This is a genomic window from Amycolatopsis sp. lyj-108 (genome assembly GCF_046549005.1).
Classification (GTDB): Bacteria; Actinomycetota; Actinomycetes; order Mycobacteriales; family Pseudonocardiaceae; genus Amycolatopsis.
Genome location: NZ_JAJPWQ010000008.1, coordinates 420,692 through 446,909, shown reverse-complemented (window position 1 = coordinate 446,909; position 26,218 = coordinate 420,692). Strand labels below are relative to the sequence as shown.

Annotated in this window: 25 protein-coding genes and 1 pseudogene; 17 read left to right on the top strand and 9 right to left on the bottom strand. The window is 67.4% G+C overall.

Annotation, left to right across the window (positions count from 1 at the left end; genetic code table 11):
* Positions 1 to 4 precede the first annotated feature (4 nt).
* The 4 genes from ACLJO0_RS29070 to ACLJO0_RS29055 all read left to right on the top strand — a co-directional run bounded on the left by ACLJO0_RS29070 (position 5) and on the right by ACLJO0_RS29055 (position 4,969).
* A complete protein-coding gene (locus ACLJO0_RS29070) occupies positions 5 to 661 on the top strand; it encodes a winged helix-turn-helix domain-containing protein (protein WP_410581780.1) in 657 nt (218 codons plus the stop codon).
* Between the two features lie 1,163 nt (positions 662 to 1,824).
* Positions 1,825 to 2,598 carry a S1 family peptidase gene (locus tag ACLJO0_RS29065; RefSeq protein WP_410581779.1) on the top strand — a complete coding sequence of 258 codons (774 nt, stop codon included), beginning with the start codon at positions 1,825 to 1,827 and terminating at the stop codon, positions 2,596 to 2,598.
* A 464-nt stretch (positions 2,599 to 3,062) separates the two neighbouring features.
* A complete protein-coding gene (locus ACLJO0_RS29060; RefSeq protein WP_410581777.1) occupies positions 3,063 to 3,668 on the top strand; it encodes a YiiX/YebB-like N1pC/P60 family cysteine hydrolase in 606 nt (201 codons plus the stop codon).
* A 155-nt stretch (positions 3,669 to 3,823) separates the two neighbouring features.
* Complete coding sequence (locus tag ACLJO0_RS29055) at positions 3,824 to 4,969, top strand: hypothetical protein (protein ID WP_410581776.1); 1,146 nt, start codon at positions 3,824 to 3,826, stop codon at positions 4,967 to 4,969.
* A 57-nt stretch (positions 4,970 to 5,026) separates the two neighbouring features.
* On the opposite strand, the gene ACLJO0_RS29050 is transcribed toward ACLJO0_RS29055, so the two are convergent.
* Entirely contained in the window at positions 5,027 to 5,533 is a 507-nt protein-coding gene (locus tag ACLJO0_RS29050) for a helix-turn-helix transcriptional regulator (RefSeq protein WP_410581774.1), read from the bottom strand.
* A gap of 74 nt (positions 5,534 to 5,607) precedes the next feature.
* On the opposite strand from ACLJO0_RS29050, the gene ACLJO0_RS29045 reads away from it, so the two are divergent.
* The 7 genes from ACLJO0_RS29045 to ACLJO0_RS29015 all read left to right on the top strand — a co-directional run bounded on the left by ACLJO0_RS29045 (position 5,608) and on the right by ACLJO0_RS29015 (position 12,855).
* Positions 5,608 to 5,910, top strand: coding sequence for a hypothetical protein (locus ACLJO0_RS29045; protein ID WP_410581772.1), 303 nt, complete (start codon positions 5,608 to 5,610; stop codon positions 5,908 to 5,910).
* A gap of 33 nt (positions 5,911 to 5,943) precedes the next feature.
* On the top strand, positions 5,944 to 6,360 hold the full coding sequence (locus ACLJO0_RS29040) for an SRPBCC family protein (protein WP_410581770.1): 417 nt from the start codon (positions 5,944 to 5,946) through the stop codon (positions 6,358 to 6,360).
* A 95-nt stretch (positions 6,361 to 6,455) separates the two neighbouring features.
* Positions 6,456 to 7,421 carry a S41 family peptidase gene (locus tag ACLJO0_RS29035; RefSeq protein ID WP_410581769.1) on the top strand — a complete coding sequence of 322 codons (966 nt, stop codon included), beginning with the start codon at positions 6,456 to 6,458 and terminating at the stop codon, positions 7,419 to 7,421.
* Positions 7,422 to 7,641: 220 nt separating this feature from the next.
* A complete protein-coding gene (locus ACLJO0_RS29030) occupies positions 7,642 to 8,874 on the top strand; it encodes a lipase family protein (RefSeq protein ID WP_410581767.1) in 1,233 nt (410 codons plus the stop codon).
* Between the two features lie 79 nt (positions 8,875 to 8,953).
* A complete protein-coding gene (locus tag ACLJO0_RS29025; protein ID WP_410581766.1) occupies positions 8,954 to 9,745 on the top strand; it encodes an ArsR/SmtB family transcription factor in 792 nt (263 codons plus the stop codon).
* Positions 9,746 to 9,777: 32 nt separating this feature from the next.
* Positions 9,778 to 10,557 carry a DUF3800 domain-containing protein gene (locus ACLJO0_RS29020; RefSeq protein WP_410581764.1) on the top strand — a complete coding sequence of 260 codons (780 nt, stop codon included), beginning with the start codon at positions 9,778 to 9,780 and terminating at the stop codon, positions 10,555 to 10,557.
* Between the two features lie 102 nt (positions 10,558 to 10,659).
* A complete protein-coding gene (locus ACLJO0_RS29015; RefSeq protein WP_410581762.1) occupies positions 10,660 to 12,855 on the top strand; it encodes a terpene synthase family protein in 2,196 nt (731 codons plus the stop codon).
* Positions 12,856 to 13,286: 431 nt separating this feature from the next.
* On the opposite strand, the gene ACLJO0_RS29010 is transcribed toward ACLJO0_RS29015, so the two are convergent.
* Positions 13,287 to 14,474 (bottom strand): beta-1,3-glucanase family protein, encoded by a 1,188-nt coding sequence (locus tag ACLJO0_RS29010; protein ID WP_410581760.1) that lies wholly within the window; start codon positions 14,472 to 14,474, stop codon positions 13,287 to 13,289.
* A gap of 303 nt (positions 14,475 to 14,777) precedes the next feature.
* Between ACLJO0_RS29010 and ACLJO0_RS29005 the strand changes: the two genes are divergently transcribed.
* The 4 genes from ACLJO0_RS29005 (at position 14,778) to ACLJO0_RS28990 (ending at position 18,179) form a co-directional block, all read left to right on the top strand.
* Entirely contained in the window at positions 14,778 to 15,398 is a 621-nt protein-coding gene (locus ACLJO0_RS29005; protein ID WP_410581759.1) for a sigma-70 family RNA polymerase sigma factor, read from the top strand.
* Between the two features lie 463 nt (positions 15,399 to 15,861).
* Positions 15,862 to 16,482 (top strand): GAF and ANTAR domain-containing protein, encoded by a 621-nt coding sequence (locus ACLJO0_RS29000; RefSeq protein WP_410581757.1) that lies wholly within the window; start codon positions 15,862 to 15,864, stop codon positions 16,480 to 16,482.
* A 31-nt stretch (positions 16,483 to 16,513) separates the two neighbouring features.
* Complete coding sequence (locus ACLJO0_RS28995; RefSeq protein WP_410581755.1) at positions 16,514 to 17,227, top strand: GAF and ANTAR domain-containing protein; 714 nt, start codon at positions 16,514 to 16,516, stop codon at positions 17,225 to 17,227.
* Between the two features lie 52 nt (positions 17,228 to 17,279).
* A complete protein-coding gene (locus tag ACLJO0_RS28990; protein WP_410581754.1) occupies positions 17,280 to 18,179 on the top strand; it encodes a LysR family transcriptional regulator in 900 nt (299 codons plus the stop codon).
* A 97-nt stretch (positions 18,180 to 18,276) separates the two neighbouring features.
* Here ACLJO0_RS28990 and ACLJO0_RS28985 read toward each other — a convergent pair whose 3' ends face one another.
* Entirely contained in the window at positions 18,277 to 19,269 is a 993-nt protein-coding gene (locus tag ACLJO0_RS28985) for a small ribosomal subunit Rsm22 family protein (RefSeq protein WP_410581752.1), read from the bottom strand.
* 134 nt (positions 19,270 to 19,403) lie between these two features.
* Between ACLJO0_RS28985 and ACLJO0_RS28980 the strand changes: the two genes are divergently transcribed.
* Both ACLJO0_RS28980 and ACLJO0_RS28975 read left to right on the top strand, forming a co-directional pair.
* Positions 19,404 to 19,820 carry a YciI family protein gene (locus tag ACLJO0_RS28980; protein WP_125791289.1) on the top strand — a complete coding sequence of 139 codons (417 nt, stop codon included), beginning with the start codon at positions 19,404 to 19,406 and terminating at the stop codon, positions 19,818 to 19,820.
* A gap of 30 nt (positions 19,821 to 19,850) precedes the next feature.
* Positions 19,851 to 21,119 (top strand): RNA polymerase sigma factor, encoded by a 1,269-nt coding sequence (locus ACLJO0_RS28975; protein WP_410581750.1) that lies wholly within the window; start codon positions 19,851 to 19,853, stop codon positions 21,117 to 21,119.
* 82 nt (positions 21,120 to 21,201) lie between these two features.
* Here ACLJO0_RS28975 and ACLJO0_RS28970 read toward each other — a convergent pair whose 3' ends face one another.
* From ACLJO0_RS28970 to ACLJO0_RS28945, 6 genes and pseudogenes are all read right to left on the bottom strand, one after another.
* The gene (locus tag ACLJO0_RS28970) at positions 21,202 to 21,642 is read right to left on the bottom strand and encodes a sigma factor-like helix-turn-helix DNA-binding protein (protein ID WP_410581749.1); all 441 of its coding nucleotides are present in this window, start codon (positions 21,640 to 21,642) and stop codon (positions 21,202 to 21,204) included.
* Positions 21,643 to 21,719: 77 nt separating this feature from the next.
* The gene (locus ACLJO0_RS28965; RefSeq protein WP_410581748.1) at positions 21,720 to 22,592 is read right to left on the bottom strand and encodes a nuclease; all 873 of its coding nucleotides are present in this window, start codon (positions 22,590 to 22,592) and stop codon (positions 21,720 to 21,722) included.
* Positions 22,593 to 22,699: 107 nt separating this feature from the next.
* Positions 22,700 to 23,977: pseudogene (locus tag ACLJO0_RS28960) on the bottom strand (L-lactate permease).
* Positions 23,978 to 24,020: 43 nt separating this feature from the next.
* The gene (locus ACLJO0_RS28955) at positions 24,021 to 24,803 is read right to left on the bottom strand and encodes an IclR family transcriptional regulator (RefSeq protein ID WP_125782250.1); all 783 of its coding nucleotides are present in this window, start codon (positions 24,801 to 24,803) and stop codon (positions 24,021 to 24,023) included.
* Between the two features lie 282 nt (positions 24,804 to 25,085).
* On the bottom strand, positions 25,086 to 25,493 hold the full coding sequence (locus ACLJO0_RS28950; protein WP_125782248.1) for a CoA-binding protein: 408 nt from the start codon (positions 25,491 to 25,493) through the stop codon (positions 25,086 to 25,088).
* Between the two features lie 34 nt (positions 25,494 to 25,527).
* Positions 25,528 to 26,100 carry a hypothetical protein gene (locus ACLJO0_RS28945; RefSeq protein WP_410581746.1) on the bottom strand — a complete coding sequence of 191 codons (573 nt, stop codon included), beginning with the start codon at positions 26,098 to 26,100 and terminating at the stop codon, positions 25,528 to 25,530.
* Positions 26,101 to 26,218: the final 118 nt, after the last annotated feature.

The window sequence follows — 26,218 nt, the reverse complement described above, 5'->3', positions numbered from 1 at the left end:
TCGGGTGCGTGTACTGGTCACCGAGGACGACGAGGATCTCCGGTTAGCCGTCGAGGCTTCCCTTCGAGGATCCGGGTTCGCCGTCGATGTCGCCAAGGACCTTCCCGACGCCGACGAGGCACTGAGCGTCAATGCCTACGACTGCGTCGTGCTCGACCGGATGCTGCCGGCCGGGGACTCCCTCGGCTACGTCGGCGAACGCCGCCGGGATGGCTGGGAGGTCCCGGTGCTGTTCCTGACCGCGCGCGACACGGTCGCCGACAGGATCGCCGGGCTGGCTTTGGCCGACGACTACCTGGTCAAGCCCTTCGCGATGGCCGAACTGATCGCGCGAGTACGCAGCCTGTGCCGCCGCGGCGACTCAGGAGCGGCGCCGGTGCTGGATTTCCTCGATCTCCAACTGGACGTCGGCAGGCACGAGGTGCGACGCGGTGGCGTCACCTTGACGTTGACCGGTAAGGAGTTCGCGGTCCTGCACCGGCTGGTGGTATCGGCGGGCGAGCCGGTCCGGCGACGCGACCTGACCGACGCGGGCTGGGACGAGCTGGTGCCCCCGTCGCCCAACGCGCTCGAAGTGCTGATCGCGCAGCTGCGGCACAAGCTCGGACCGCCGCCGGTGATTCACACCGTGCGCGGCGTCGGGTACGTCCTGCGTGGGTGATCACTTCCAGACCGGGTGGACGCAGGCCTTTGGTCATGCCACGGATCAGCGATCTTCAGCTGGATCTCCTGGTTGTCGGCAGGAAGGCAAGTTCGGTGATGCGCCCGGATCCCTGCGAGTTCGTCGAAGCGGTCGAGGCGGGCGCGTGCCTAGCGTTGCCGGTGGGGCACACCGGTTTCAGAAGGCTGAATGAACACACGTCCGCGAACCGGCCCACCTCCCGCGCCTCGATTCGGCGCTTTACGAACATCGCGCACTTGCCCCCGGCCGACCGACTCGGAGTCCCGCATGCGCTCATCGTGAGGGGAAGGGCAAACGTATCGTGGCGTGGGGCCGGTGTCGCTTCTGTGTAGGCGTTCTCCTGGTAGTGAGGGCCTCTTTGCCTACTCTGACGGTAGAGAAGGAGGCTTTCGCTACCGTCGGATGTGATCCTTGGTGACTGTGGGACGGCTGTGACCTCGGCGGCCGGTCGTGAAGTACATGAAGGCCTTCTTCCTTGTTGACTGTCCATAAGGGACACTTTTCGAGACGGATGTGCCCGATTTGGGCGAGTTGCACGGTTTTCGGTTGGGGTCGTGAGTGGCGATTCGGGTTATTGAGCCGAAGGTCGAACGTGTCTTGTCGGGCGGAGTGTCCAAGGCCCGGGGGCCGTGTCGCGAAAGCCACTTTCGCGACGCCAGGCGTCGCGAAAGTGGCTTTCGCGACACGCCTTGGCATCACGACACGTTTGCCTTACCCCTCAGTAGAACCCGAATCGCCACTCACGACCCTCTCGCGAAACCGTGCAACTCGCCCACATCGGGACACTCAATCGCCGCTGGCGCCCAGAATTCGGCCTGCCCTACCTCGACTTTGCCGGGACCCTGGCGTCTAGCGCAAGGACGGAGGCCTTCATGTACTTCGGCAAGGCGTGACTCGCGTGCTTGGGGACGTGACTCGCGTGTCTGGATGCCGCACTCGGGTGTGCGGAGCACCCAGCCCGCCGTCTCGCCCGAGACACGGCACCTTTGCCTTACCCATCAAATAGATGGTATGTCCGATTCAGAACCATCGGGGGTACCGGATACTTTACGGCGCACTACGGTCGAGTGTTGATAGATCTGACACTGCTGAATCCCGTCCCATGCTGGACTCGCCTTTTCATCGCAGGAGGCCGAAAGATCATGTGGATCCGACGTATGTCCATGATCGCCGCCGCCGTCTTCGCCGGGTCGCTCTTCGCCGGGCCCGCGGCAGTGGCCGAGTCGCCGGCCGGGCCGCCGATCGAAACTTTCATCATCGGCGGCAAGGTCGTCACCACTCCCTACTCGTTCTTCGCGTCGCTGCAACGCAATGGCCGTCATTTCTGCGGAGCGTCGCTGATCGCACCGCAATGGCTTGTCACCGCGAGGCACTGCGTCCAGGGCTCCACCGGTGGCGGTTTCTCCGCTCGGATAGGCGCGGTCCACACCGGCTCCGGCGGCGAGGTCATCACCGCGGCAAGCGCGACCCTCGGCGCGAACGACATCGCCGTGGTGAAGCTGTCGAGAGCGGCCACCGCCACGCCGATCAAGATCGCAGCCGCGAGCCCGGCCGTCGGCACCGTCAACAAGCTGATCGGTCACGGGCAGACCTGCGGTACGCCCGGTTGCGGTGGTGCGTCGCCACAGCTTCGCGAGGTGGACACCACCACCGTCCCGGACTCGAGGTGTACCGCCAATTTCAAGCCGGGCAAGGAGATCTGCTTCCAGGGTGCACCCGGAACCAGTGCCTGCTACGGCGACTCCGGCGGACCGTCCATTTTGGGCGGTGAGCTGACCGGCGCTACCAGCCGATCCGGTAACAACAGCAGCAACTGCCTCAACGGTCCCGGAATCTACAACAGCGTTCCCGGGTATCGGGCCTGGATCAACCAGGTCACCGGTGGTGCGGTGACCGCGTGGGAGTCGACGCTATAGCTCCCCGAGGGCGGTGACCTGAGCGCCCGGCCGGCGATCGCTCGTCGAGGATCGTCGGCCGGGCGCGCTCGACCGTGGACCGCCACCGGCCGAATCCGCAAGGCGAAGCCGATCAGACAAGGGCCTCCTTGTTCGGGAAGTGTGTGAAGACCCGTCTTGGGTGCCACATCTGCCGCGTCCGCGATCTCGCGCGACGCGGCTCGCGCTTTCGGCGCACTTTCATCGCGATGAAAGTGCGGCGTCCGGCGGGTGGCGCGACTTGCCGCGAACTTCTTCCTTAGCGTCGTGGTCCGGCCTGGTCTGTCAGGTGTTCGCTGGACTCCCAAGGCTCTCCCGAGCGGTTAGGTTCATGTCTGTCAACGGACGGGGGCCCGGTAGCAACGCCGGTTCCGATGACGTCTTCCCATCGGAAGTCTTGTGTGCGAACACAATTCGCCTGTCCACAGCTTGAAGAGGGGATATCCATGTCCAAGATCGGGAGAATTCTGGTCTCGTCCGCGGCGTCCGCCGTGATGGCGGGAACGGCGATGTTCGGCCTGCTCGCCGCGCCCGCCCAGGCCGCGGAAACGGCCGCGTCGAGCGAGATCGGCATCGCCTCCTCCGACGACGGTGCCTGCAAGACGAAGAAGACGGTCGGAAACGCGCGGAACAAGGGAGATGTCTTCCACTCCTACGCCAAGACCTCCGTGTTCAAGCACAACCACGTCGGCATCTACTACACGACGAAGACGATCGTCGAGGCGCCAGGCAAGGGCAGCAAGAGCCGGTCCGTCACGGCGTCCACGCTGAAAAAGTGCGGCCCCATCTACAAGATGTCCGTCAACGCCAAGCAGTCCAGCCGGGACAAGGCAGCCAACCACGCCTACAACAAGTTCCGCGGTCTGGCCTACGACACGGACTTCGCGAACAACAAGTACAACAACAACGGGAAGCTGAACTGCTCCGAGCTGGTGTGGAAGGCCTACAAGGATTCCGTCGACATCGACCTGGACAAGAACGGCGGGCTGGGCGTCTACCCCGACAACATCAAGGATGACGGCAGCACCGTGGTTTACCAGACCATCAAGTAACGACATTCGATGACCGGTGCGGCCTGCCGAGTGCGGGTCGCACCGCCCACCGTCTGAGAGGATTCGGCCCGGTGCGCCTCCCCCGACTCGTCGCGCTCGCCGCCTGCGCACTTCTGGCCGTGACGGCCTGTACATCACCGGATGGCGGAGCGGAAGTGAACATCACCGATCCCGATGTGGTGAAGCTCGGCGAAACCGTCGTCGCGTTCTACCTCAGCCCGGATACCTCGGCCGACAACCCGCCGGAAAAGCGGCAGCCTGCCTATCTCGTCCTGGTGCGGGCCGACGGAAGCAACCAGCTGATCGAGACCAGCGGCATGGCCGAGTCGCATATCGCGTGGTCGGAGACCGGGCTGTTCTTCAGCGACGACACCCGCGACTACATCCTCGGCAAGGACGGTCTGGTCCGCTTCGAGAACAAGAAGGCAGGGCACCAGCAGTCGGCTTTCGCCTTGCCCGGCGACAAGGGTTTCGTCTCGGTCTACAATGAAGGCTTCTCCGAATCCGGCTACACCAATCAGGTGGCCGTCACCACTTCGACCGGTTCCCGGCTCTACCGGGTCGAAGGAAACTACTTCATGAACGCGCTTTGCGGCGGTGTCCTCAATGGAATCGCCACCGACGGTGGAGCTCATTTCGCGGATTCGGCCAAGATTCCCGGCATGCGCTCGAAAGCCGATCCCGGTGCGCAGCCGGAGCTGCTTTCCCAGCTGTACCCGGCAACCGAAGGCCGGGAAAAGGTCCTCGCCTGGCGAGGAGCCTTCGACGCGGGAGACCACAACCGTCACGTGCCCTGTCACGACGGTGTCATCACGTTCCTTTCCGATTACACCGACGCCGACGGCAAGCCCCGGACCACCATCGTTTCGTGGAATACCGGCAACGGTCAGTACGCCGAACAGCCCATGGTCGACGCCGAGGGACGCCCCGTCACCGAGAAGCTGGTCGACCCCGAGACGTTCTCCCAGAAGACTTACGACGCCAAAGCCGTGCGGGAAGGCCACCTCGAATGGCTCGCCGCCGACGGCCGGATCATGAGTACCGAAATCGCCTCCGGGGTCACCGCGCCGCGGTTCGGCACCGGGTTCACCTCGGACAGCGATTCGTCCAGCCAGGCGATCTTCACGGACCGGTCGATCACCCTGATGCAGGAGACGTTCGACGGCGAGACCCCTGTCAAGATCAAGCGGTTCGATCGCGTCACCGGGAAGCTGATCACCGAGATCACCGTGCCCGGACTGGCGGAACGGTTCGGCATCCGGTTCAACCTGCGCGGTATGGCCGTTCCGCCTCTTTCCTGAGTCAGCTGCCCGAGGGTGGGTCAGCCATCGAACAAAGCCGTCGCTTCTTTGGTGCTATCAGGCGAGCAGCCCGCGTAGTGCGGTCGGCGTATGTCCCAGGTGTGCGCGCACGGTTCGGCACAGGTGGGCTTGGTCGGCGAAGCCGAGGTCCGCGGCGAGGACGGCGAGGCTGGTGTCGCCGTTCTCCAGCCGGTCCAGCGCGCGGGCTACGCGGACCCGGTTGCGGTAATGAGTCAGCGACACTCCCAGTTCCCGGGTGAAGGCCCGGCTCAACCGGTACGGCGAGACACCCAGCAGGGCGGCGAGCGGGATCAGGCCTGCCGCGGCGGGATGGCCGTCGCCGATCACGCCTCGGGCTTGGGCCACCAGCGCCTGGTCGCCGGCGCTTGCCCGGTCGACCGCCGGGATGGTCGTGGCCACGACCTGGCTGACGATCGTGGCCACCAGGCCGACCAGGCCCTCGGCCGCCGCATAGCCGGTGTCGGCGGCGCGGGTGGCGGCGAGGAGCCGTCGATGGGCGAGGTCGAGCGTGCCGTCCACGTACAGCGACGAGCGCTCCAGCACTGGCGCGTCGCCGGCCAGGGTGCGCCAGAGCGCGGGTTCCAGGCTGATCGAAGTACACCGGTCACCGCCGCGGGATGGGAGAAGTGTTCCTCCTCGCCGGGCATCCCGAGGTAGCCGACGGTGTGGTCGAGGTCCGTGCCGACACCGCGGACCCGGCGGCGGAATCCGCCGTGGCGCACGAGCACGAGCCGCACGTCTTCGCGCGGCTGCTCGACCGACCAGCCGCGGTGATCGTCCCGGCAGTCCACCGTCGCGACGGTGAACTCCGGACGGGTGGCGAGATCGACGAAGGAGAGCACTCGCCGACGTTAGGTGGAGGGTCCGACAGTTTCCGCAAGGATCTTCAAGACCCGCGGATCGGTTCGGGGCAGGCTTGAAGCATCCGGCAGGGAAGTTAAGGGAGGACGGACATGGCGTCCATCAGCAAGGAAATCGTGATCGAGTCCGGTGCCGACGACGTGTGGGAGGTGATCGGCGACTTCGCCGCGGGTCCCTCGCGGATGGCGCCGGGGTTCGCGCTGGACACCAAGGCCGAGGCCGACCACCGGGTCGTCACCTTCGCCGACGGCACGGTGGTCCGGGAAAGGCGGGTCACCGTCGACCACGACACACGCCGGATCGTCTACTCGGTCGTCGGCGGCAGCGTCCGACCGGAGCACGACAGCGCCGCCATGCAGGTCTTCGCCGACGGCGAGCGGCGGTGCCGGTTGGTGTGGACGCGCGACGTGCTCCCCGACGAGCTGGCCGCGCCGATGGCCGAGGCGATGTCCCGCGGTCTGGATGCCGTCAAGCGGACCCTTGACGGCGACCGCGATCAGCGGACGTGATCTCAGCCTGCCGGTAAGGTCGACGTCCTCAGAGGGGAGTCGGCGATGGTCGTGGTGCGGTGGCCTGCTCGTTCTTTTGTCGTTGATCGGCGCGGATGAAGCGCGTTCCGGGCATCGTGCTCGGAATCGTGCTGGTGCTCGGATGCGGGAGCGGTGACAAGGCGATGGGAGACATCCCGTCGTCGGCGAGCGGTTACCTGGAACAGGCGCTGGATCTTTTGGAGCAGCGGGCACTGGACCGAGGCCGGGTCGATTGGCCCAAGGTACGGACCAAGGCTCATGCGATGGCGCACGGCGCCCGAACCCCCGCGCAGACCTACCCGGCCATCAACCGGGCGATCGCCGCACTGGGCAACTCCCACACCGCCCTGATTCCGGCCGGTGCCGTTTCGGCGCCCTCTGTCGCCCGGATCGCCGTGCCCCAAGGCCGGTTGATCGAGGGGCGGTACGCGCTTCTGACCATCCCGGCGTTTCAGTCGGACGAGGCAGGCGCCGTGCGTTACGTGGCGGCGGGGCGGGACGCGGTGCGCGGCCTCGACGCGGCGGCACCATGTGGCTGGCTGATCGACCTCCAGGGCAACACCGGCGGCGACATGTGGCCGATGCTCACGGTCCTGCGCCCGCTCCTCGGTGACGGTCGAATCGGCGCCTTCACCGCGCCAGGCCAGGACGCGCTTCCCTGGGAGGCCCGCGGCGCCGACATCCTGCTGAGTGGACGTGTCTTGGGCACCAATCCCGATCGGCTGACTCGGACTTCACCGCCGGTGGCCGTATTGACCGACTCGTCCACCGCCAGCTCCGGGGAGGCGGTGGCCATCGCGTTCCGGGGCCTGGACCGAGCACGCGGTTTCGGTGAGGACACGATGGGCCTCTCCACCTCCAACGAAACCGTCGTGCTGGCCGATGGTGCGTACCTGCTCATCACCACCGCGGTCATGGCCGATCGCGGGGGACAGGTCTACGGGCACAAGGTCACGCCGGATTCCCGCGTTTCTTCCGGCGCCGGGGGCACGATCGCCGCCGCCACCGAATGGCTTTCCCGCCGGCCCGGCTGCGACTGAACGCCGGCCGGAATTGTCACTCCGCGCTGAGGCGGCGAGTGAGGACGAACTCGGCGAACTCGCAGAGCGATTCCATCGTTTCCCCATGACAAAGCGGAGAACGGCCGGTCGGCCGCGGTTGACAACTTGAAGACCGGTCGGTCTTCATCTCTTGAAAGTCCGCGGTCGATCCGTTCCCCTTGGGCTCCTGCCCGGTCCCGACTCACCGTGGAGCTGCCGTATGCCCGTTCCCTTTCGCCGTGGCCTGATCGCCACCGTCGCCGCGACGCTGGTCGCGGTGGCGCTCACCGCGCCGTCGGCCGTCGCCGACACGACTTCGGTCTACAGCCCGGTTTCGCCGTTGCCCGCGGGGCAGAACGGTGACGTGCTCAAGTCGCAGCCCTCGAACTACAACGGCGCGAAAGCCACCCGCGTCCAGTATCTGTCGCGAGACAACAAGAACAAGCAGGTCGCGGTCAGCGGCACGGTCCTGGTGCCGAACACCGCGTGGAGCGGGTCGGGGGAACGGCCGATCGTGGCCTACGCGCCGTTCACCTTCGGCATGGGCCCGCAGTGTGCGCCCTCGAAAACGCTGGCAGGCGAGGGCTCGCAGGACATGGTGTCCGGTTTCCAGGGCAGTTTCGTCAACGCGTTGCTCGGCGCCGGGTTCGCGGTGGCGCAGACCGACTACATCGGACCGTGGGTCGAAGGCAGTGGTGAGCATCCGTACGTGAACCGGCTGTCCGAAGCGCACACCGTGCTGGACGTGATCCGCGCGGCGCAGCGGCTGCCGGAAACCGGTTTGCCCGCCGGCGGCCCGGTGGGCATCGCCGGTTACTCCGAAGGCGGAAGCGCCGCCGCGGCCGCGGCAGAACTCGCCGCCACCTACGCGCCCGAACTGAACGTCAAGGGCGTCTACTCCGGCGCGCCGCCCGCCGACAAGGCCGCGCTGGCCAAGTCGCTGGATGGCGGCATGTACGTCGGGTTCCTCGGCTACGCGCTGATCGGCATCAACCAGGCCTACCCCGAAGCCAGGATGATGGATCTGGCCAACCCGGCGGGCGCGCAGCTGTTCCTGGAGGCCCGGCAGACCTGCACGATGGACTCGGTCTTCAAGTTCATGGGCAAGCAGACGAGTTCGCTGACCAAGAGCGGTCAGCCGGTCTCTTCGTTCCTTTCCCAGCCGCCGTTCGACGCGATCGTCGCGGAGAACAGGATCGGGACCATCAAGCCCGCCATGCCGGTCATGGTCGAGCAGAGCCCGATGGACGACGTCATCCCCGCCGCCGTCGGCAAGCAGATGGCGAAGGACTGGTGCGGCAAGGGCGCCAACGTCCAGTGGAAGGACCTCGCGACCCTCACTCCGTTCTTCTCCCACGCCCTCGGCATGATGACCGCTCCCGGCGACGCCACCGAGTGGCTCAAGAGCGTGTTCAACGGACAGGCGGGCAACGGGAACTGCGGCCGCTTCTGACCCGGAGTCCTTGACATGCACCCGCGCGGCTGCCTAATCTAAACAGGCAGCCGCGCGGCTGCATATCAGGGAGAGCGGTATGGACGAGGTCTTCAAGGCGCTGGCGGACGCCAGCCGTCGCCGGCTGCTCGACGACCTGAACGCGCGCAACGGGCAGACCCTGCGCGAGCTGTGCGCGGGGCTGGACATGGCGCGGCAGTCGGTCAGCAAGCATCTGGCCGTGCTGGAAGCGGCCAACCTGGTGACCACGGTCCGCCGCGGCCGCGAGAAGTTGCATTACGTGAACGCGGAGCCGATCAACGCGATCGCCGAACGCTGGATCGACCGGTACCACCAGGGGCGGGTCGACGCGCTCGCCGACCTCAAGAAGGCATTGGAGCAGCAACCCATGAGCACCGACGAATTCGTGTACACCAGCTACATCAAGACGACGCCGGAGCGGCTTTGGCAGGCGCTCACCGATCCGGCCTTCACCAAGCGGTACTGGGGCTGTGAGTTCACTTCGGACTGGAAGCCCGGGTCGACGATGGCCTGGGACCAGCTCGGCGTGAAGCTGGAAGACCCCGAACAGGTCATCCTCGAATCCGACCCGTACCGGCGGCTGTCCTACACGTGGCACACCTTCACCCCGGAGTTCGCCAAGTCGGTCGGTCTCGACGACGACGTGTCGGCGAAGCTCCAGGCCGAGTCGCGGTCGAAGGTCACGTTCGACCTCGAACCCGTCGGCGACACGGTGAAGCTGACCGTCGTGCACGACGGTTTCGACCAGGGCAGCACCGCGCTGGAGATGGTCAAGGGCGGCTGGCCGTCGATCCTGTCGAGCCTCAAGACGCTGCTCGAGACCGGTGAGCCGCTGCCCGACCCCGCGTAACCCGTTCGACGGAACCGCCGTGATCGGGCACGATGCGCGACGTGCCCCTGGAGATCGCTTGCGACGAGTCCGGGTCCGAGGGTGAGAAGCTGATCGGCGGGCAGACCGACGTCTTCGCGCACGCCGGGGTCCGGCTGAGTCCCGAAGAGGCCGCGGACTGTCTGGCCGAGCTGCGGCGCAGGATCCGCTCGCCCGCGCTCGAGTACAAGGCCAACCACCTCCTCCGCACGAAGCACCGGCGGGTCCTCGAATGGTTCCTCGGCCCGCGCGGCCCGGTCCACGGGCGGGCGCACGTGTACCTCGTGGACAAGAAACTGCTGCTGGCGAACGAACTCCGCGCACTCGCCGGCCCGGAGGTCCGGCCGGACGACGAACTCCTCGCCGCGTTCAACGACGTGCTGCGGACCAGGAACCGCCGGGATCCGGCGACGGGGTCGTTCTTCGCGATGGTCGGGGACACCGCGGAACTGCGGGCGAAGGTCGCCGAGGCGCGCGACGCCAAGCCCCTCGATCCGCTGGTGCCCGCGATCCTCCGCGCCGTCGAGTACTGGAGCGCGGGCGGGGAGCGGGTCTTCCTCGTCCACGACGAACAGCCGTCGCTCAAGGGTGAACGGCTCGCCCGGATCGAGTCGACCCCGGGTTCGGCCGGGGTGAGGTTCGTGGATTCGCGGACCGATCCGCGGGTGCAGGCCGCCGATTTCCTGGTCGGCGTCGCCCGCCGGATCGCCGAGGACGAATTGAACGGGAACGGTGACCGGGTATTGAGCGGATTGCTCGCGCCGTATGTCGATTCGGCGTCCATCTGGGACTGATTCACTCCATGGCACACCGAATCCCTCGGGTGGCCGTTGCCCGGGAGCATCGCGGACTGGAAACGTCGGGGCATATCCGACACCCGCGGGAGGCAGTCGCCGATGCAGGCTTTCACCTTGCCCGAGTTCTACGTGCCGCATCCGGCCGGGATGAATCCGCACCTCGAAGCGGCGCGAACGCACAGTATGGCCTGGGCAAGGCAAATGGGCATGCTCGATTCACCCGCCCCGTCCGGTGACGTCGTCTGGACCGAGCAGGCGCTGGCGAAAATGGATTACGCGCTGCTCTGCGCGCACACCCATCCGGACTGTGACGGGCCGTCCCTCGATCTGGTCACGGACTGGTACGTCTGGGTGTTCTTCTTCGACGACGATTTCCTCGCGCAATTCAAGTACACCCGGAACACCGAGGGTGCGAAAGCCTATTTGGACCGGCTGGAACTGTTCATGACCGGGCCGGGGGAAACCTCTCCGGAACCGGAAAATCCCGCCGAAGCCGGGCTCAAGGACCTTTGGGCGCGCACCATTCCCTCGATGTCGGAAGCCTGGCGGCGGCGTTTCGTCACCAGTACGCACAACCTCATGGTCGAATCGCTCTGGGAACTGGACAACATCGACCGCGGCCGGATCGCGAACCCCATCGAGTACATCCAGATGCGCCGTCGCGTCGGCGGGGCGCCGTGGTCGGCGAACCTGATCGAGTACGCCGTCGGCGCCGAAGTGCCGGACAGGATCGCGGCGACCAGGCCGATGGAGGTCCTGCGCGACACCTTCGCCGACGCCGTCCACCTTCGCAACGATCTCTTTTCCTACCAACGAGAAGTACGCGAAGAGGGGGAGAACTCCAACGCCGTCCTCGTCTTCGAGAAGTTCCTCGACTGTCCGACCCAGGAGGCCGCCGAACTCACCAACGACCTGCTGACCTCGCGGCTGCAGCAGTTCGAGAACACCGCGCTCGTCGAAGTGCCCGCGCTGCTGGCCGAACGCGACGTCTCGCTGGCCGAACAGATCGGGGCCGGCCGGTACGTCAAAGGCCTGCAGGACTGGCAGTCCGGCGGTCACGAATGGCACGCGCGGTCGAGCCGGTACATGAACGAGGGCCCGGTGTCCGGCGCCAACGGGCCGAGCGGGCTCGGCACCGGATCGCCGCGGCTCTCGCCGGGCAGGCTGGGGCTGGTCCAGCGGGTGCGGCAGCAGGCGCCGCCGCCGTTCGCGAAGGTGGGGCATCTGCCGCTGCCGGAATTCCGCATGCCGTACCCCGTGCGCACCAGCCCGCACCTCGCCGCCGCCCGCGAGTACGCGCCGGGCTGGGCACGGGAGATGGGGATGTTCGAGGAAGGCGGGATCTGGGACGAGCGCCGGATGCGCGGCATCGATCTGCCGCACTGCGCCGCGATGATCCACGCGGACTCGGATCTCGACCAGCTCAAGCTGTCGTCGGACTGGCTGACCTGGGGCACCTACGGCGACGACTACTTCCCGGTCGTCTTCGGGATGAGAAGGGACCCCGTCGCCGCGAAACTGTGCAATGACCGCCTTTCCCTCTTCATGCCGCTCGACGGCGAGCCGGTGCCGAAGCCGTCGAACCCGGTCGAGCGCGGCCTCGAGGACCTGTGGAACCGCACCGCCGGACCGCTGACCCCGCCCGCGCGGGCGGAGTTCCGGCAGGCGATCGAACGGATGACCGCGAGCTGGGTCTGGGAGGTGGCGAACCAGGCGCAGAACCGCGTCCCCGACCCGGTCGACTACGTGGAGATGCGGCGGCGGACGTTCGGTTCGGATCTGACGAAGAGCCTCGCCCGGCTCCGGCTCGGCGACGTCGTACCGCCGGAGATCTACCAGAACCGGGTGCTGTTCGAACTCGACACCGCCGCCCAGGACTACGCGACCTTCGCCAACGACCTCTTCTCCTATCAGAAGGAGGTCGAATACGAGGGCGAGGTGCACAACCTCGTCTACGTCGTCGAGCGCTTCCTGGAAGTCGACCGGATGGAGGCCCGCGACATCGCGGCCCGGCTGATGAACGCGCGGATGGACCAGTTCGAGCAGCTCGCCGACGAGGGTCTCCCGCGGATGTGCGACGACCTCGGGCTCGACGACGACGTCCGCGCGGTACTGACCAGGTACGCGGACAACATGAAGGACTGGATGGCCGGGATCCTGGAATGGCACCGGAAATGCGTGCGGTACACGCCGGAGGAGCTGAAGCGCCTCAGCACCCCCGAGCCGCCGAAGTTCTCGCTCGAGCCGAGCGGGATCGGCATGTCGGCCTGGCGGATCGGGAGCGGGGCGCGCTGAGAGGGCTGGCTTCGGCTGATCGCGGGACCTGGGTCGCACGCCTCTGGTCCCAGTAGCCCCACCAGGCACAACGAAGGCGCGCGAAGGACTTCCCCAAGTACGTGAAGGACCCCTTCACGTACTTCAAGTGACCAGGATGCCGGAAGGCGTGGGTCGAGTTGGTCGTGAGTGGCGATTCGGGTTCTGGCGATGCTTCTCTTAGGCACCTACTGCGTGACTTGCGGCGTTTCTTGCGTGAAGTACATGAAGGGGTCCTTCCGCCCGCAGCAGCGGGTCTATCTCACGCCGGGCCAAGCTCAGCCCGGCATGCCGTGAGGGGCTCCTTCCCTGCCCTCAGAGTAGGCAAGGAGCCCTTCACGGACCTGCGATCCCGGCCCGCCGCCCGCCGTGGGGACCTGGAACACGGTTGGCCAGAGCCGGGCGCGGTCGCCTCAGAACGCGGTCAGGATGATCCGCGCGGTACGCGGGTCGCCGTCGTGCACCAGCGACTCGAAGTGCCCGACGTCGTCGAAGGCGAATCCGTACGCCTTCCCGTCGACCATCTGTTCGTGCACGATCCGCGAGTAGTGGTCGGTCACGGGCTGCTTGTAGAACTGGCCCGCGTCGTAGGTCGGCTGCGTGTGCAGGGAGCCGAGGGTCGAGCGGTGCAGTGCCGCGCACAGCGTCCGCGCGATCGGGCCGACGACCTGGTCGTTCGGCGCGTGCAGCCGTCCGTCGCAGTTGAAGACGTCGCGGGTGCTCGGCTTGCTGAACGACGCCACCGTCGCACCCGAGGTGTCGGTGAAGCGCAGGACGTCGTCCCCGCCGGTGCGGCCGGTGAACTTCTTGCCGGGTTCGGCCTCGAACGGGACCACGGTCAGCGGGGTCGACTTGTAGGTGTTCCAGGCGCTCGTGACGTAGCCGTCGAGGTAGTTCGCGCCGAATTTGCCGGTGTCGAGGCCTTTGCCCGGCGCGAGGACCCGCAGCCGGTTGTACACCAGGTTCGAGAAACCGGACTGTCCTTGGACGGCGTTGAAGATCGCCTCGCGGCCGCCCGCCTTGAGGCGTCCGGCCTCCTTGTTCGTGCCTGCCCCGTTGGTGAGCCCGACGGCGTGCGGCACGCTGAACATGTCGACCTGCGAGCTGTTGATGAACAGCCCGCCGTTGTCGTAGGTGAATTCGCTCCAGTCGAACAGGATGTCGCGGTTCGGGTCGCCGTCGGCCCACGGCGCCGGCTGTACCAGCCCGTCCGGGGTCAGGAAGAACTTGATCTTCTGCCCGAACGACATGTAGACGCGGCCCGAGAGCATCCGCGGGATCCGCAGCGTGGTCGAGCCGCCGTTGCCGGGGCCCGCGATCGCGACGTCCGGCGCGGGGCTCGGCGGATTCGCCCCCGCCGGCCACGGGGTGAAGGCGCCGGCGGCGTTGACGTAGCCGAGTTTGCCGGTGTTGAGGTTCGTGCCGAGCACGTAGAGGTGAACCGTGTCGGAGCGGTTCGAATTGTTGGTGACGGTCAACGGCAGCGGATCGGGGCCCGCGGCGACCGCGGTGGGCGCCGAAAGCGCCGAAACCCCGGTGACCAGGGGCAGGGTGACCGCCAACGCGGTCAAGACGCGCCGGATCTTCTTGCGGATGCGCACAGTTCACTCCTCGGCGGAATCCCGCCGCGGAACGCGAACGTGCCGCGGCGGTGCTTGCGGATGTCGGCCGGGGGCGCGTTCCCGGCCTGGGTGTGACCTTGGCGAGGCGTCTCAGCACGGGAAGTTACGGCGCCGGGCCGGGAGTTGTCCAGACCACTGGTGGGAATCTGTCCGGTTTCGCGCCGGAACGGACAATTGGTCGCGGACCTTCGTCGATTGAGGTGGCCGGTCCTCTCGACTACCGTTGTCCGCGTTCCGTCCTGGACCTCGGCGGCCGGATTTTCTCATCCGTGGGAGCGGGACATGAACGACGATTTTCCGATGCGAGGAACGGGCGGCGGTGAGCCGTGGATTTCCCCCGCCTGCTGGGACGGCCTCGCCAGGGCGGCGGCGGACGGCGGGCCGCACGGGATGGACGACCTCATGGCCGCCGTCGACGCGTGGGCGCGGAAGTACGCCGAGATCCGCCTCGGCGGCCGCGACCTGACCTATCTCGAACCGGCCGACGTGGCGCAGGAGATCTGCCTCGCGGTCTTCGTCGCGGTTCCCGGGCACGGCCTGCGCGGCGGTTCCTTCCTGTTCCTCCTGCGCGCCATCGCGGCGAACAAGGTCGCCGACGCCTTCCGGAAGGCGTCGCGGAGCAAACAGGTGCTGACCGGTGAACTCCCCGAACGTCCGGCGGTGGCCGCCGACGAACCGGAGCAGCGTGCCCTGCGGACCGATCTCGGCGTCCGGCTCGGCAGACTCATGCGGACACTGCCCGTCTCCCACCGGGAAGTGCTGGGGATGCGGGTGATCGGTGAACTGACGTCGAACGAGACCGCCGCGGCGCTCGGTACGACGTCGTCACGCGTGCGGGTGACCAAACACCGCGCGATCAGCAGGCTGCGTGCCTGCGCTCAGCGCCAGGACGCCTTGAGCTGAATACGGACCAGTAGCCGGAGAAAGGGATTCCCCCGTTTGGCCCGGGTCTCGAGAATGCGAACGCACATTGCCCCTCCAGAGCTCGCCGATGAGCGCCGTTCGCCGGGGGCCGGGACGAGCGGTCTCGCGTTCCACCCTAGGGGCGGGCCGTGGGACCGAAACCGGCTGAACGGGCGATTGCCGCCGTCCTGGTCGTCCGTTCGTCTCTTCGGACCACCGCATTGGTGCCGGAGACGAGGTAGCGGGCGCGGCAAAAGGACGAAAACGTGGGAGAATCGGCCGTGGCGCCGACGAGTGGTCCGCACTGTTCGCCCCGGCCCGGCGGGTTCGTCCGGCACCGGACAATGCCGGGAGGCGCCATGGGGTTTCGACGGCATGATCGCGCGGCGCTGGTCTGGGCGAAGATGGGTTTTCTCGCTTCGGAAACAGATTCGGCGGTTTCCGTGGAACACGCCTGCGTAGTTTGCGGAAACTCCTCGAAGCGGCCGGTGTCGGGCTGACCCTCGCCGTCGGCGGAGGAGTCGCCGAGCCTTTCTTCGCCACCGACGAACGCAGCCGCGAATTGGAAGATCTGCAGTTCACCTTGGGCGAAGGCCCGGCATGGGAGGTCGCGCGCGGCGGTATGCTCCTCGGCGTAACCGATGTGACCAGTTCGGAGCCGTCACTCCGATGGTCGATGTTCGCGCCGGAAGCGATCGACAGAGGCGTGAAATCGATCATCGCGGTGCCGATCCGGACAGGTGCGATCAAATTGGGTGTCGTCGACTGTTGCCGCGAACTCGCCGGGTTCCCGTCGAGGGAAGGACAGGCGGAGGCACTCGTTTGCGCCGACGCGGTGATCGCCCTCGCCGTCGCCGATGTCGGTACCGGCGGGCCCGGTATGGCCGAAGTGATCGATCGCGTATTCGCCGGACACCACGACCGGGTGCATCAGGCCGCGGGAATGGTGTCGGCCCAGCTCGGCATCGGGCCGGTGGACGCGCTCGCCCGCTTGCGTGCCCACGCCTACGCCGATGACCGGAACCTCGACGAGGTCGCCATGGACGTGGTGCGGCGCCGGATCACCTTCCGGTCCGAGTCATGACGGACGTGTGCCTAAGGAGATATCAGAAACGATGACCCACCTCGCGGCAGGCTTGCGGGAAACCTTCGTGCAGTTGGCGGACACCCTTGTCGACGATTTCGATCTCATCGAGTTCCTCGACCTGCTCGCGCTCAGATGTGTCGAACTGCTCGGCGTCTGTACCGCCGGACTGCTGCTCGCAGACACGCACGGCACACTCACCATGGTGGCCGCGTCCGACGAACAGACCCGCACACTCGAACTGTTCCAATTGCGGAACTCCGAGGGGCCGTCCCTGGACTGCTACCGGCACGCCGAGCCGGTGGTCTGCCCGGATCTGACGCGCGCGGGGGAAAGCTGGCCGAAGTTCTCCCGTGCCGCGGAAGACGCGGAGTTCCGCTCCGTGTACGCGTTGCCGATGCGCCGCCGCGACGAAGTGATCGGCGCGCTGAACCTGTTCGGCACCCGCCCCGCTTCGCTGGACGACGCCGGTTTGAGGCTCGGGCAGGCGCTCGCGGACATCGCCACGATCGGCATCCTGCACCATCGGCTGTTGCAGCGGCAGGAAACCATCACCGCGCAGCTGCAAACGGCGTTGAACAGCCGGGTGATCATCGAACAGGCGAAAGGGGTGCTCGCCGAACGGCTGCGGGTTTCGGTCGACGACGCGTTCGGCGTATTGCGCGCCTACGCGCGGAGCAACAATCGCAAGATCCATTCCGTGGCGACCGGGATCATGGACCGCACAGTGGAAATCCCGCGCTGAACGATACCGTTTCGGCGCTTGTCCGCCCGCCGGTGATACCTAGACTGGATGGGTGTTCTCCCTGGAACAGCTGGTGAGTTTCGTCGCGGTGGCCGAGGAACTGCACTACGGCCGGGCGGCGGAGCGGCTCTCGATGACCCAGCCGCCGTTGAGCAGGCGGATCCAGTTGCTGGAACGCGAACTGGGGGTCGAGCTTTTCGACCGTACGCACCGCATGGTCCGGCTGACACCCGCCGGACGGGTTTTTCTCGCCGAGGCAAGGAAAATACTGCGTTCGGCGCAGGAGGCGACGCTGTATGCCCGCCGGGCGAAGAAAGGTGAGGTCGGCGTCGTCACGCTCGGTTTCACCGCCACCGCGGCCTATTCGTATCTGGATCGCGTCATCGCCGCGGCGAACGCCGAGGTGCCCGGCGTCGATCTCGTGCTGCGGGAAATGGTGACGGCGGCACAGGTGGAGGAATTGCTGGCTGGCGGGCTCGATCTCGGCATGGTCCGGCCGCCGGTGACCGGTGCCGACGTCGTGACCCTGCCGCTGTGGCGGGAGCCGCTGCTGGCCGCGCTGCCGTCCGCGCATCCGTTGGCGCGGCGCAAGAAGAATCCCGACGTCCGCGATTTCGACGGCGAGCCGTTCATCATGTATTCGCCGTCGGATGGCCGGTACTTCCACGATCTGCTCGTGGCGGTGTTCCGTGCCGCCAGGGTGCTGCCGGACTACACGCAATACCCCTGTCAGGTGCATACGGTGCTCGCGCTGGTGAAGGCGGCCCTCGGCGTCGCGCTGGTGCCTGCCGCGGCCGCCGCGCTGCGGTTCGAGGGCGTCGTGCTCCGCCCGGTGGGCGGCGTCGAGGGCCGTCCGGTGGAACTCGAACTGATGTGGCGGCGGGGCAACGACAATCCGGCGCTGGGCGCGTTGCTCGCCGTCATCGGTAATCCGGCGCGACGAGGTCCGTGAAGGGGGCGGCATGTGACTGGAGGCGGAACACGCGAGTTACGGCTCCAATCACGCGAGTTACGGCTCCAGACACGCGAGTTACGGCTGGAAACACGCGTCATCCGGGCCAGGCGTCGCCCCATTCGGCGTCGCGGGCCTCGCGGTAGGCGTCACCGTGCCGTTTGGTGACGATCGTTTCGGTGAGCCCGGCTTCGGCGCACAGGGTCAGGCTGACCATGCCCTTGCGTTTGGCCGGATGGCGCAGGATCCGGCCTTCGGCCCGTTCCGGCGCCGTGCGTGAGGCGACGATGTAGGAGAACTTCTCGTCTTCGAAGCCCAGCGTCCCGGACTTGAGCTGGCGGTGCAGGCCGGTGCGCGGGAGGCGCGCGGAGAAATGGCACCAGTCCTTGCCGCGCGGGATCGGGCACGCGCCCTCGTGCGGACAGGGCGCGACGAGGGAAAGCCCGAGTTCGACGAGCTGATCCCGCGCCTCGACGATCCGTTCGTAGCCCGCGGGCGTGCCGGGTTCGATCAGCACCAGCATCCCGGCCTTCGCCGACAGCCAGCGGACGGTGTCGGCCCGGCGGGCTTCGGGCAGCTCACCGAGGACGTAGGAGAGGGTCACCAGGTCGGCGTCCGGTGCGGGTGCGGCCGGGTCGATCAGGCCGCGCTGCCAGGTCGAGCCGCGGACGGCCTTGCCCCCGGCGTTCCCCGCGAGCCGCCGTCCCAGCGCGATCGCGCCGGGGACCTGTTCGACGACGGTGGTCTCCTCCAGCGACGGCCACACGTCGGCCGCCGCCCAGATCGCCGCACCGGTCCCTCCGCCGACGTCGATCTGCGTGCGCGGAGCGAACCCGGGAGCGCGGAGGGCGGCTTCGGCGAGAACGGCGTGTATGGCCGCGTACGTGGCCGGCATCCGGTAGCCCGCGTACGCCGCGATGTCGACCTCGGAAGAGAGGATGGGCGCGCTCGCGGGGCTGTTCTCGCGGTAGCGCGTGCTGAGCCGCTCGACGGACTGCGTCAGCCTGGTCTGCGGGTACTTGCCCAACTCTGCGTCGAGGGCTGAGCTGAGGTCTGAGGGGAGAGCGGCCACGACGGGTGATTCTCCCATGTGCGGTTGACCTGCGGTTTTCCGGCTGCTCGAATACTCGCGGAAAAAAGTTCGGGGACCGTGTCGAAACCAGGGGTGCCCGATCGACGCGTTGATGTGGCAGGGGACGAGCCCCGCCGGGAACGGAGACTCAGATGCGGTTCATGGTGATTGTCAAGAGCGATGAGAAGACCGACGTGGCCGGTGCTCAGCCGAGTGCCGAGGAGTTGCAGGAGATGGGGAAGTTCAACGAGGAGCTGGTGAAGGCGGGCGTCATGCTCGCGGGTGAAGGACTGCTCCCCAGCGCCGAGGGTGTCCGCATCCAGTACTCCGGCACCACCGAGGCCAGGGTCGTCGACGGGCCTTTCGCCGAGAGCAAGGAACTCATCGCGGGTTTCTGGATCCTGCAGGTCAAGGACAAGGCCGAGGTCATCGAATGGATGAAGCGCGCGCCGTTCCGCGAGGGCGAGATCGAGATCCGGCGGGTCGCCGAGATGGAGGACTTCGACAACGCCACGCCCGAGATCGTCGAGCACGAGCAGAAGCTGCGGGAACAGGCCGAGGCGAAGTAGTGGTTGCGGTCGTCACGCCGACGATGTTGATTGGTCGGCGTGACGGCAACAGCAGACCCCCGGTCGGCGATCGACGCGGTATGGCGGATCGAGTCGGCCCGCCTCATCGCCGGCCTCGCGCGGATGACGCGCGACGTCGGCCTCGCGGAGGAACTCGCGCAGGACGCGCTGGTCGCCGCGCTCGAACAGTGGCCGGAGTCGGGCGTCCCGAGGAATCCGGGCGCCTGGCTCATGACCACGGCCAAACGCCGGGCCGTCGACACCTTCCGGCGCAACGAGCGGTACGAACGGAAGCTCGGCGAGATCGGCCGCGAGCAGGAGTTCGAGGAGGAACCCGACTTCACCGCGGGCCTCGACGACCATATCGAGGACGATCTGCTGCGGCTGGTGTTCACCGCCTGCCACCCGGTGCTTTCGACCGAGGCCAGGGTGGCGTTGACGCTGAAGATGATCGGCGGGCTCCAGACGCACGAGATCGCGCGGGCGTTCCTCGCCAAGGAGACCGCCATCGCGCAGCGCATCGTCCGCGCGAAGAAGACGCTCGGCGACGCCAAGGTGCCGTTCGAGGTGCCGGAGGGGACCGATCGCGTCGCGCGCCTGGAGTCGGTGCTCGAAGTGATCTACCTGATCTTCAACGAGGGCTACTCCGCGACGGCGGGCGAGGACTGGATGCGGCCGGCGCTGTGCGAGGAGGCGCTGCGGCTCGGCCGGATCCTGGCCGGGCTGATGCCGAAGGAACCCGAGGTGCACGGGCTCGTTTCGCTGATGGAGATCCAGGCATCGCGGTCGGCCGCGCGCGTCGGGCCGAACGGCGAACCCGTGCTGTTGCTGGATCAGGACCGGACGAAATGGAACCGGCTCCTGATCGGCCGCGGTCTCGCCGCGCTGGACCTCGCCGAGTCGCTCGCGGACGGCGCTTTCGGCGTCTACGCCGCGCAAGCCGCCATCGCCGCCTGCCACGCGCGGGCGCGGACGGGCGAGGAGACCGACTGGGCGCGCATCGCGATCTTGTACGAAGGGCTCGGGAAGCTGAACCCGTCGCCGGTGATCGAACTGAACCGCGCGGTGGCGCTGTCGATGGCCGTCGGACCCGAAGCGGGCCTCGCGGTGGTCGACAAGCTGACGTCGGAGCCCGCGCTGAAGTCGTACCACCTGCTGCCGAGTGTGCGCGGCGACTTCCTGGCGAAGCTCGGCCGTCTGGACGAGGCCCGCGCCGAGTTCGAGCGCGCGGCGGAAATGACCGGGAACGACCGTGAGCGCACCCTCCTGCTGAACCGCGCGGCCGAGTGCACCCCCTGACCTCCTCGCAATTCGTCACCTACTTGCGTTCGATGTCGCGCCGAACCGGCGCAAGTAGGTGACGAATTGCGAAGGGGGCGCGTCAGGCGGGCGCGGGGCGCAGCGCGGTCAGGGCCCGGTGCTGGCCCAGCCGGACGGTCTGGACGGTGCAGCCGAGCGCCAGCGCGGTGTCTTCGGCGGAAAGCCCGACGAGCGACCGCAGCACCATGATCTCGCGCTGCTGGCCCGGCAGGCCCGAAAGCGGGTTCGGCAGTTCGGCGGTGCTCCGGTGGAAGCCGTCCACGAGGCCGCGCGTGACGTCGTAGGCGAACGTGAGGTGCGCGGCCGCCCCGGCCGCTCCGGCGAGGATTTCGCGGCAGCTGTCCTTCGCGATCGCGTCGGCGATGTCGTAGGTGCCGGAACGACGTCCGATCCGCGCCCGGCAGTAGCGCACGACCAGGACGCGGACGACGTCGACCAGCTTCGAGGCTGTCTCCGTCCGCCCGCCGGCCTCCAGCGGCCGCCGCGAACCGTGTCCTTGCATCGGCTCCCTCTCCCACCTTTCAGATGAGCACGGCGGAGGGGGAGGGAGGTACGGTCTTTTTGCCGACACGGGCCGGTTCAGGCCTCGATGAAGACGATCCGCTCGGGCTCGGTCGTCAGGTTCACGGTCTGCCGCTTCACGGTCACCAAGGTCTCGAATTCCGTGGCGTGCCCGTCCGGGACGGTGAACAGGCGGTCGTTGCGGGAATCGAGGAAGTCGGAGAAGCCGGTGAGCGAGACCCCGCCGCTTTCGTCGAGCGCGAGATAGTCGACGAGCCTGCGGAACAGTTTGGGCAGGATCACCAGTTCGTCGGCCAGTTGCCGCCGTGACGAGAGCTTGAACCCGGAGTTCGTGACGTCCTGCGGCCACAGCCCACGCCCGTCCTTGCGGGCCTTGACCGCGGCTTCGGCCAAGGCGTCACGGAGATCGGGATACAGCAGTGAATAGAACGTCGGGTAGACGAGGCCCGCCGCCACCTGCCGGTAGTTCGCGGAGTTCTTCAGCGTTTTGACGTCGAGATGGACCTTGGAAAGGTCCGCGGACCTTCCCGGCCGTTGTCCGGGAAAGGCGAACGCCACCGCCCGTCCGTATTTGTCGGCGAATCGCGTCAGTATGTGACCCGGCACCTTGATCGGGGTCGCCGAAGTGACCCTTCCCCGTTCATCGCGTTCGACCGTTTTGAAGCCGAGGACCTTCAGCAGGTTCGCCGCGGCGGCGTCGGCGAATTCCGCGGGCTGATGCCACATCCCGCCGGTTCCCCTGGCCTGGTAATGCGTTTCGAGCGCGTCGATCGCGTCGAGCCGCAACTGCATCCCGCCCCGCGAATTGAGCCGGACCTTCAGGCCCGCCTTCTTCGTCGCCTGGGGATCGTCGGGATAGAACCGCACCGAATCGCCGTCCGGTGAGGCTCCGACAAGCTGGAACGTACCTTTGATCAGCGTCATGGGCATGAGGACAACGGTAGTTCCCATTCCGGTGAACGAACCTGGTGTTCATCCATCCAGCCCAATGGCCGGTAAAGATCGGGTGACCATTGTGGACATTCCCGTGTTCCCGTTCACGACGGGATCATGAACTCCAGCACGGTCGCCTGCGGCAGCGCGATGACCCCGACCACGGCGGTCAGCGCGACCGACCACAGGAACGTCTGCCGCAGCAGCGCGCCTTCCTTCCCGGCCTGCCCGATCGCGGTGGCGCCGATGGACAGGTCTGTGGCGAGATCATCTTGCCCATCACGCCGCCGGAGGTGTTCGTCGACGCGTCCGATCCGGTGAGGGAGACGCCCAGCCGGCCGATGTAGGCGGAGAACAACGGGAACAGCACCCCGGTGGTCGCCAGCGCCCACCGCATCCGGTGCGGTATCCGGCGGTAGGTGGCCAGCAGCAGCCGCGGTTTCGCGCCCATCGCGAAGCCTGCCACGATCGCCGCGATCAGGGCCACGGTTCCTGGCGAGTAAAGGAAATCGACGGTCAACGTCGCCGCGTACGGGGTGTCCTTCGGCGTGATCGGCGCGTGCTGGACGACCTCCTTGTGCAGCCCCGGCCACGCGAACACCCAGTCGGCCTTGTGCGGCAGCTTCGTCAGGTCCAGCCATTCGGGCAGGTTCTCGAAGATCGTGCCGATCCAGAATCGCTGATGAAGTTCGAGGTGACGAACTGCATGACCGCGAACGAAAGGCCCGCGGTCAGCACGGCGGGCCAGACCTCGATCATCCGTTTCCAGCCCGTGAGGACCACGATCAGGAATCCGGGAAAGGGCAGCTGGCGCCCGACCATCGACGAGAACAGTTCCGTCGCCTGTTCGGAGTTTCATGTCGAGGATCGGCGCGGTCAGCCTGCCGAGCACGATCAGCGGATCGCCGAGGCCGCCGAACGCGACCGGCGCGGTGTTCGCCGGCAACGCGAGCACGACCGCCTTCACCGGCGGGAAACCGAGTGCGGCCATCATCGCCGCGGTGATCGCGATCGGCGAGCCGCCGCCCGCGATTCCCTCAAGCAACGCGCCGAACCCGAACGCGATCGCCCGTCGCCTGGAGGCGGCGGTCCTCACTGAATCCGGCGAGGACCGCCTTGATGTCGTCGAATCGTCCGGTCGCGACGGTGACGTTGTGGAAGTACACGGCGTGGAACGCGATCCAGGCCACCGATCACGCCCCGAACACGAGGCCCATGGCCGCGGAATCGAAGGCGAGCCCGGCGGGCATGCGGTACAGCAGTACCGCGACCAGCAGCGCGGTGATCGGCGCCAGCGCCGCCGAGAGCCACGCCGATCGGCGCAGGACTCCCAGCGTCACCAGCAGCACGACGATCGGCGACACCGCCGGCGCCGCGGACAGTCACAGCCCGCCCGCCGGCTGGTAGTCCTGGACTCAGCCCACCTCAGCCCCTTTGCGCCCGGACGTAACCCAGCCGGAGTGAAAGCGCGGCCGCGGTCCCGGCCACCGTCGCGCCCAGTTCGTCGGTGCGGCGGAGCACCCGGCCGGCCGGGCCCGCGATGCTGATCGCGGCGATCGGCCGTCCGGTGTGGTCGCGGACGGCGGCGGCCACGCAACCGACGTCCGGTTCGTTTTCGACGTCGTCCACGGCCCAGCCGCGGCGGCTCGTCCTCGCCAGGTCGTCGAGCAGCCGGACCGGATCGTTGATCGTCTTGAGCGTGAGACTGTCGAGTTTCATCCGGCGGATGCGTTCGACGCGGTCCTGTTCGGGCAGTGCCGCCAGCCACGCCTTGCCCAGTGACGTCGCGTGCTGCGGACGGCGGGTGCCGAGACGGCAGGCGAGGGTGACGGCGTTGGCGCTGCGTTCGGTGGCGACGTAGACCATCGTGTCGTTGTCCGGGACGGCGAGGTACGTCGTCTCGCCGCTCCGCTCGGCGAGCGACGCGAGATAGCGCGGCGCGCAGCGGTGGAGATCGGTCGCCGCCATCGCGCGGGCGCCGAGTTCGACCAGCCGGGTGCCGAGCCGCACGCGGCCGGTGGCGCGATCGGCTTCGAGGTATTCGAGGTTCTTGAGGGTGCCGACGATGCGGTACGCGGCGCTCCGGGAGAGACCCAGTTGCCGGGCTATCGCGTTGGTGGAAATCTCCTGGTTCTTGCCGACGTGCTCGAGAACCGCTAGTCCGCGCTCGAGTGTGCCACTGGAATCCAGGCCTCGTGGTGTGCCCACTTCGCCCCTCCGTTGGACCGGGGTACCGATGATCGGCACCTGTTTCCGCTAAGCGGGTTCGGACGTTAACAGCTCGGCCCGACGTTGGGAAGGTTTCTTAACAAAGTGGCTACCGGACAAGTTTTCCCTGTTCGGGGCGGTTCGGTCAAGATCACCGGTTCGGCCCAATCCGTTCGGCGGGTTCCGATTCGGCGTATGACTTCAGGGGTCATTTTTCTGTTCACGGACATGAAAGAACCCTCGCCGGAAAATCGCGGCGAGGGTTCGGCCCGGAGTACGTTTCTAACGCACCGACAGATTCGCGACCGCTCGGACGACGGCCGTGCAGCGGTCTTCGACATAGGCCAGACCGCCTTCTTCGGCGATCCGGCGGGACTCGGCGGAGACGATGCCCTGTTGCAGCCAGAGCGCCTTGGCGCCGATCGCGACGGCCTGTTCGGCGATCGGCGGGGTGTCTTCGGACGGGCGGAAGACGTCGACCAGGTCGACCGGCTCCGGGATGTCGGTGAGGGAGCGGTAGACCTTTTCGCCCAGCAGCTCGTCGGCCGAAGGGTGGACGGGGATGATCCGGAACCCGTGTGCCTGCAGTACGGCGGCGACCCCGTGCGAGGCCTTGGCCGGATCACGGCTCAGCCCCACGACGGCGATCGTCTTCGATCCGGCGAGGATCTCGGTGGCGCGATCGGTCATACCCGGTTCAACGACGGCGGGCGGCCGTGAATTCCTAGAGTTTCCAGAGCCGCAGGCCGCGCACCCGGTACACCGGCCAGACGACGTGCCAGGCGCGGCGCCGCAGGAACACCGTCGAACAGGTAAGGACGCTGCGCGCGGACGTCGTCGCGACGTCGTGGCGGTCCGGCCAGCTCTCGCCGTGCCGCCCGGCGGCGATCCGGAAGACGTTGACCAGACCGCGGCCCTGCAGGTCGAACTTCGCGCCGGTGTCGCCGGAATCGGGGGTCAAGGAGGCGATCTCCTGGCCGAACGCGGCCGCGGGCGCCGGTCCCGCGTCGGCGGGGAGGTCACCGATGGTCGAGGAGACGGCCTTGCCGTAGAGACGGCGGGTGTAGCGCTGGAGCAGCAACCGCTCCCACAGCGGCAGGACCCGGCGGTGCTTGAGCAGCGCCGAACACTCCGCGTGCCCGATGGCGAAGATGTCGGTCAACTCGTCGTAGGCGTTGTGCGCGGTGGGCTCGTTGAGGTGCACCCGCACCTCGTAACGGATGCGGGCGGTGAGCTCGTCGAGCTCTTCGCGGCGGTCGATCCTGGCCTTCGCCCGTGAGAGCGTCCAATCGGACATGGGAGCAGGCTAGGTGATGATCGGGGTCGTGCGAGACCCTTTCGGCCTAATCTGTTCGTACCGGCCAGTGGAACGGCCGTCTTGTGCGGGCACTGGCGACGCGGGAGAGTCCGACTGT

Coding starts and splice junctions, on each gene's coding strand:
- ACLJO0_RS29065 (WP_410581779.1), top strand. CDS start 1,825: ATGTGGATCCGACGTATGTCCATGATCGCCGCCGCCGTCTTCGCCGGG.
- ACLJO0_RS29060 (WP_410581777.1), top strand. CDS start 3,063: ATGTCCAAGATCGGGAGAATTCTGGTCTCGTCCGCGGCGTCCGCCGTG.
- ACLJO0_RS29045 (WP_410581772.1), top strand. CDS start 5,608: ATGGGAGAAGTGTTCCTCCTCGCCGGGCATCCCGAGGTAGCCGACGGT.
- ACLJO0_RS29040 (WP_410581770.1), top strand. CDS start 5,944: ATGGCGTCCATCAGCAAGGAAATCGTGATCGAGTCCGGTGCCGACGAC.
- ACLJO0_RS29035 (WP_410581769.1), top strand. CDS start 6,456: ATGAAGCGCGTTCCGGGCATCGTGCTCGGAATCGTGCTGGTGCTCGGA.
- ACLJO0_RS29030 (WP_410581767.1), top strand. CDS start 7,642: ATGCCCGTTCCCTTTCGCCGTGGCCTGATCGCCACCGTCGCCGCGACG.
- ACLJO0_RS29025 (WP_410581766.1), top strand. CDS start 8,954: ATGGACGAGGTCTTCAAGGCGCTGGCGGACGCCAGCCGTCGCCGGCTG.
- ACLJO0_RS29020 (WP_410581764.1), top strand. CDS start 9,778: ATGCGCGACGTGCCCCTGGAGATCGCTTGCGACGAGTCCGGGTCCGAG.
- ACLJO0_RS29015 (WP_410581762.1), top strand. CDS start 10,660: ATGCAGGCTTTCACCTTGCCCGAGTTCTACGTGCCGCATCCGGCCGGG.
- ACLJO0_RS29005 (WP_410581759.1), top strand. CDS start 14,778: ATGAACGACGATTTTCCGATGCGAGGAACGGGCGGCGGTGAGCCGTGG.
- ACLJO0_RS28995 (WP_410581755.1), top strand. CDS start 16,514: ATGACCCACCTCGCGGCAGGCTTGCGGGAAACCTTCGTGCAGTTGGCG.
- ACLJO0_RS28985 (WP_410581752.1), bottom strand. CDS start 19,269: ATGGGAGAATCACCCGTCGTGGCCGCTCTCCCCTCAGACCTCAGCTCA.
- ACLJO0_RS28980 (WP_125791289.1), top strand. CDS start 19,404: ATGCGGTTCATGGTGATTGTCAAGAGCGATGAGAAGACCGACGTGGCC.
- ACLJO0_RS28970 (WP_410581749.1), bottom strand. CDS start 21,642: ATGCAAGGACACGGTTCGCGGCGGCCGCTGGAGGCCGGCGGGCGGACG.
- ACLJO0_RS28965 (WP_410581748.1), bottom strand. CDS start 22,592: ATGCCCATGACGCTGATCAAAGGTACGTTCCAGCTTGTCGGAGCCTCA.
- ACLJO0_RS28950 (WP_125782248.1), bottom strand. CDS start 25,493: ATGACCGATCGCGCCACCGAGATCCTCGCCGGATCGAAGACGATCGCC.
- ACLJO0_RS28945 (WP_410581746.1), bottom strand. CDS start 26,100: ATGTCCGATTGGACGCTCTCACGGGCGAAGGCCAGGATCGACCGCCGC.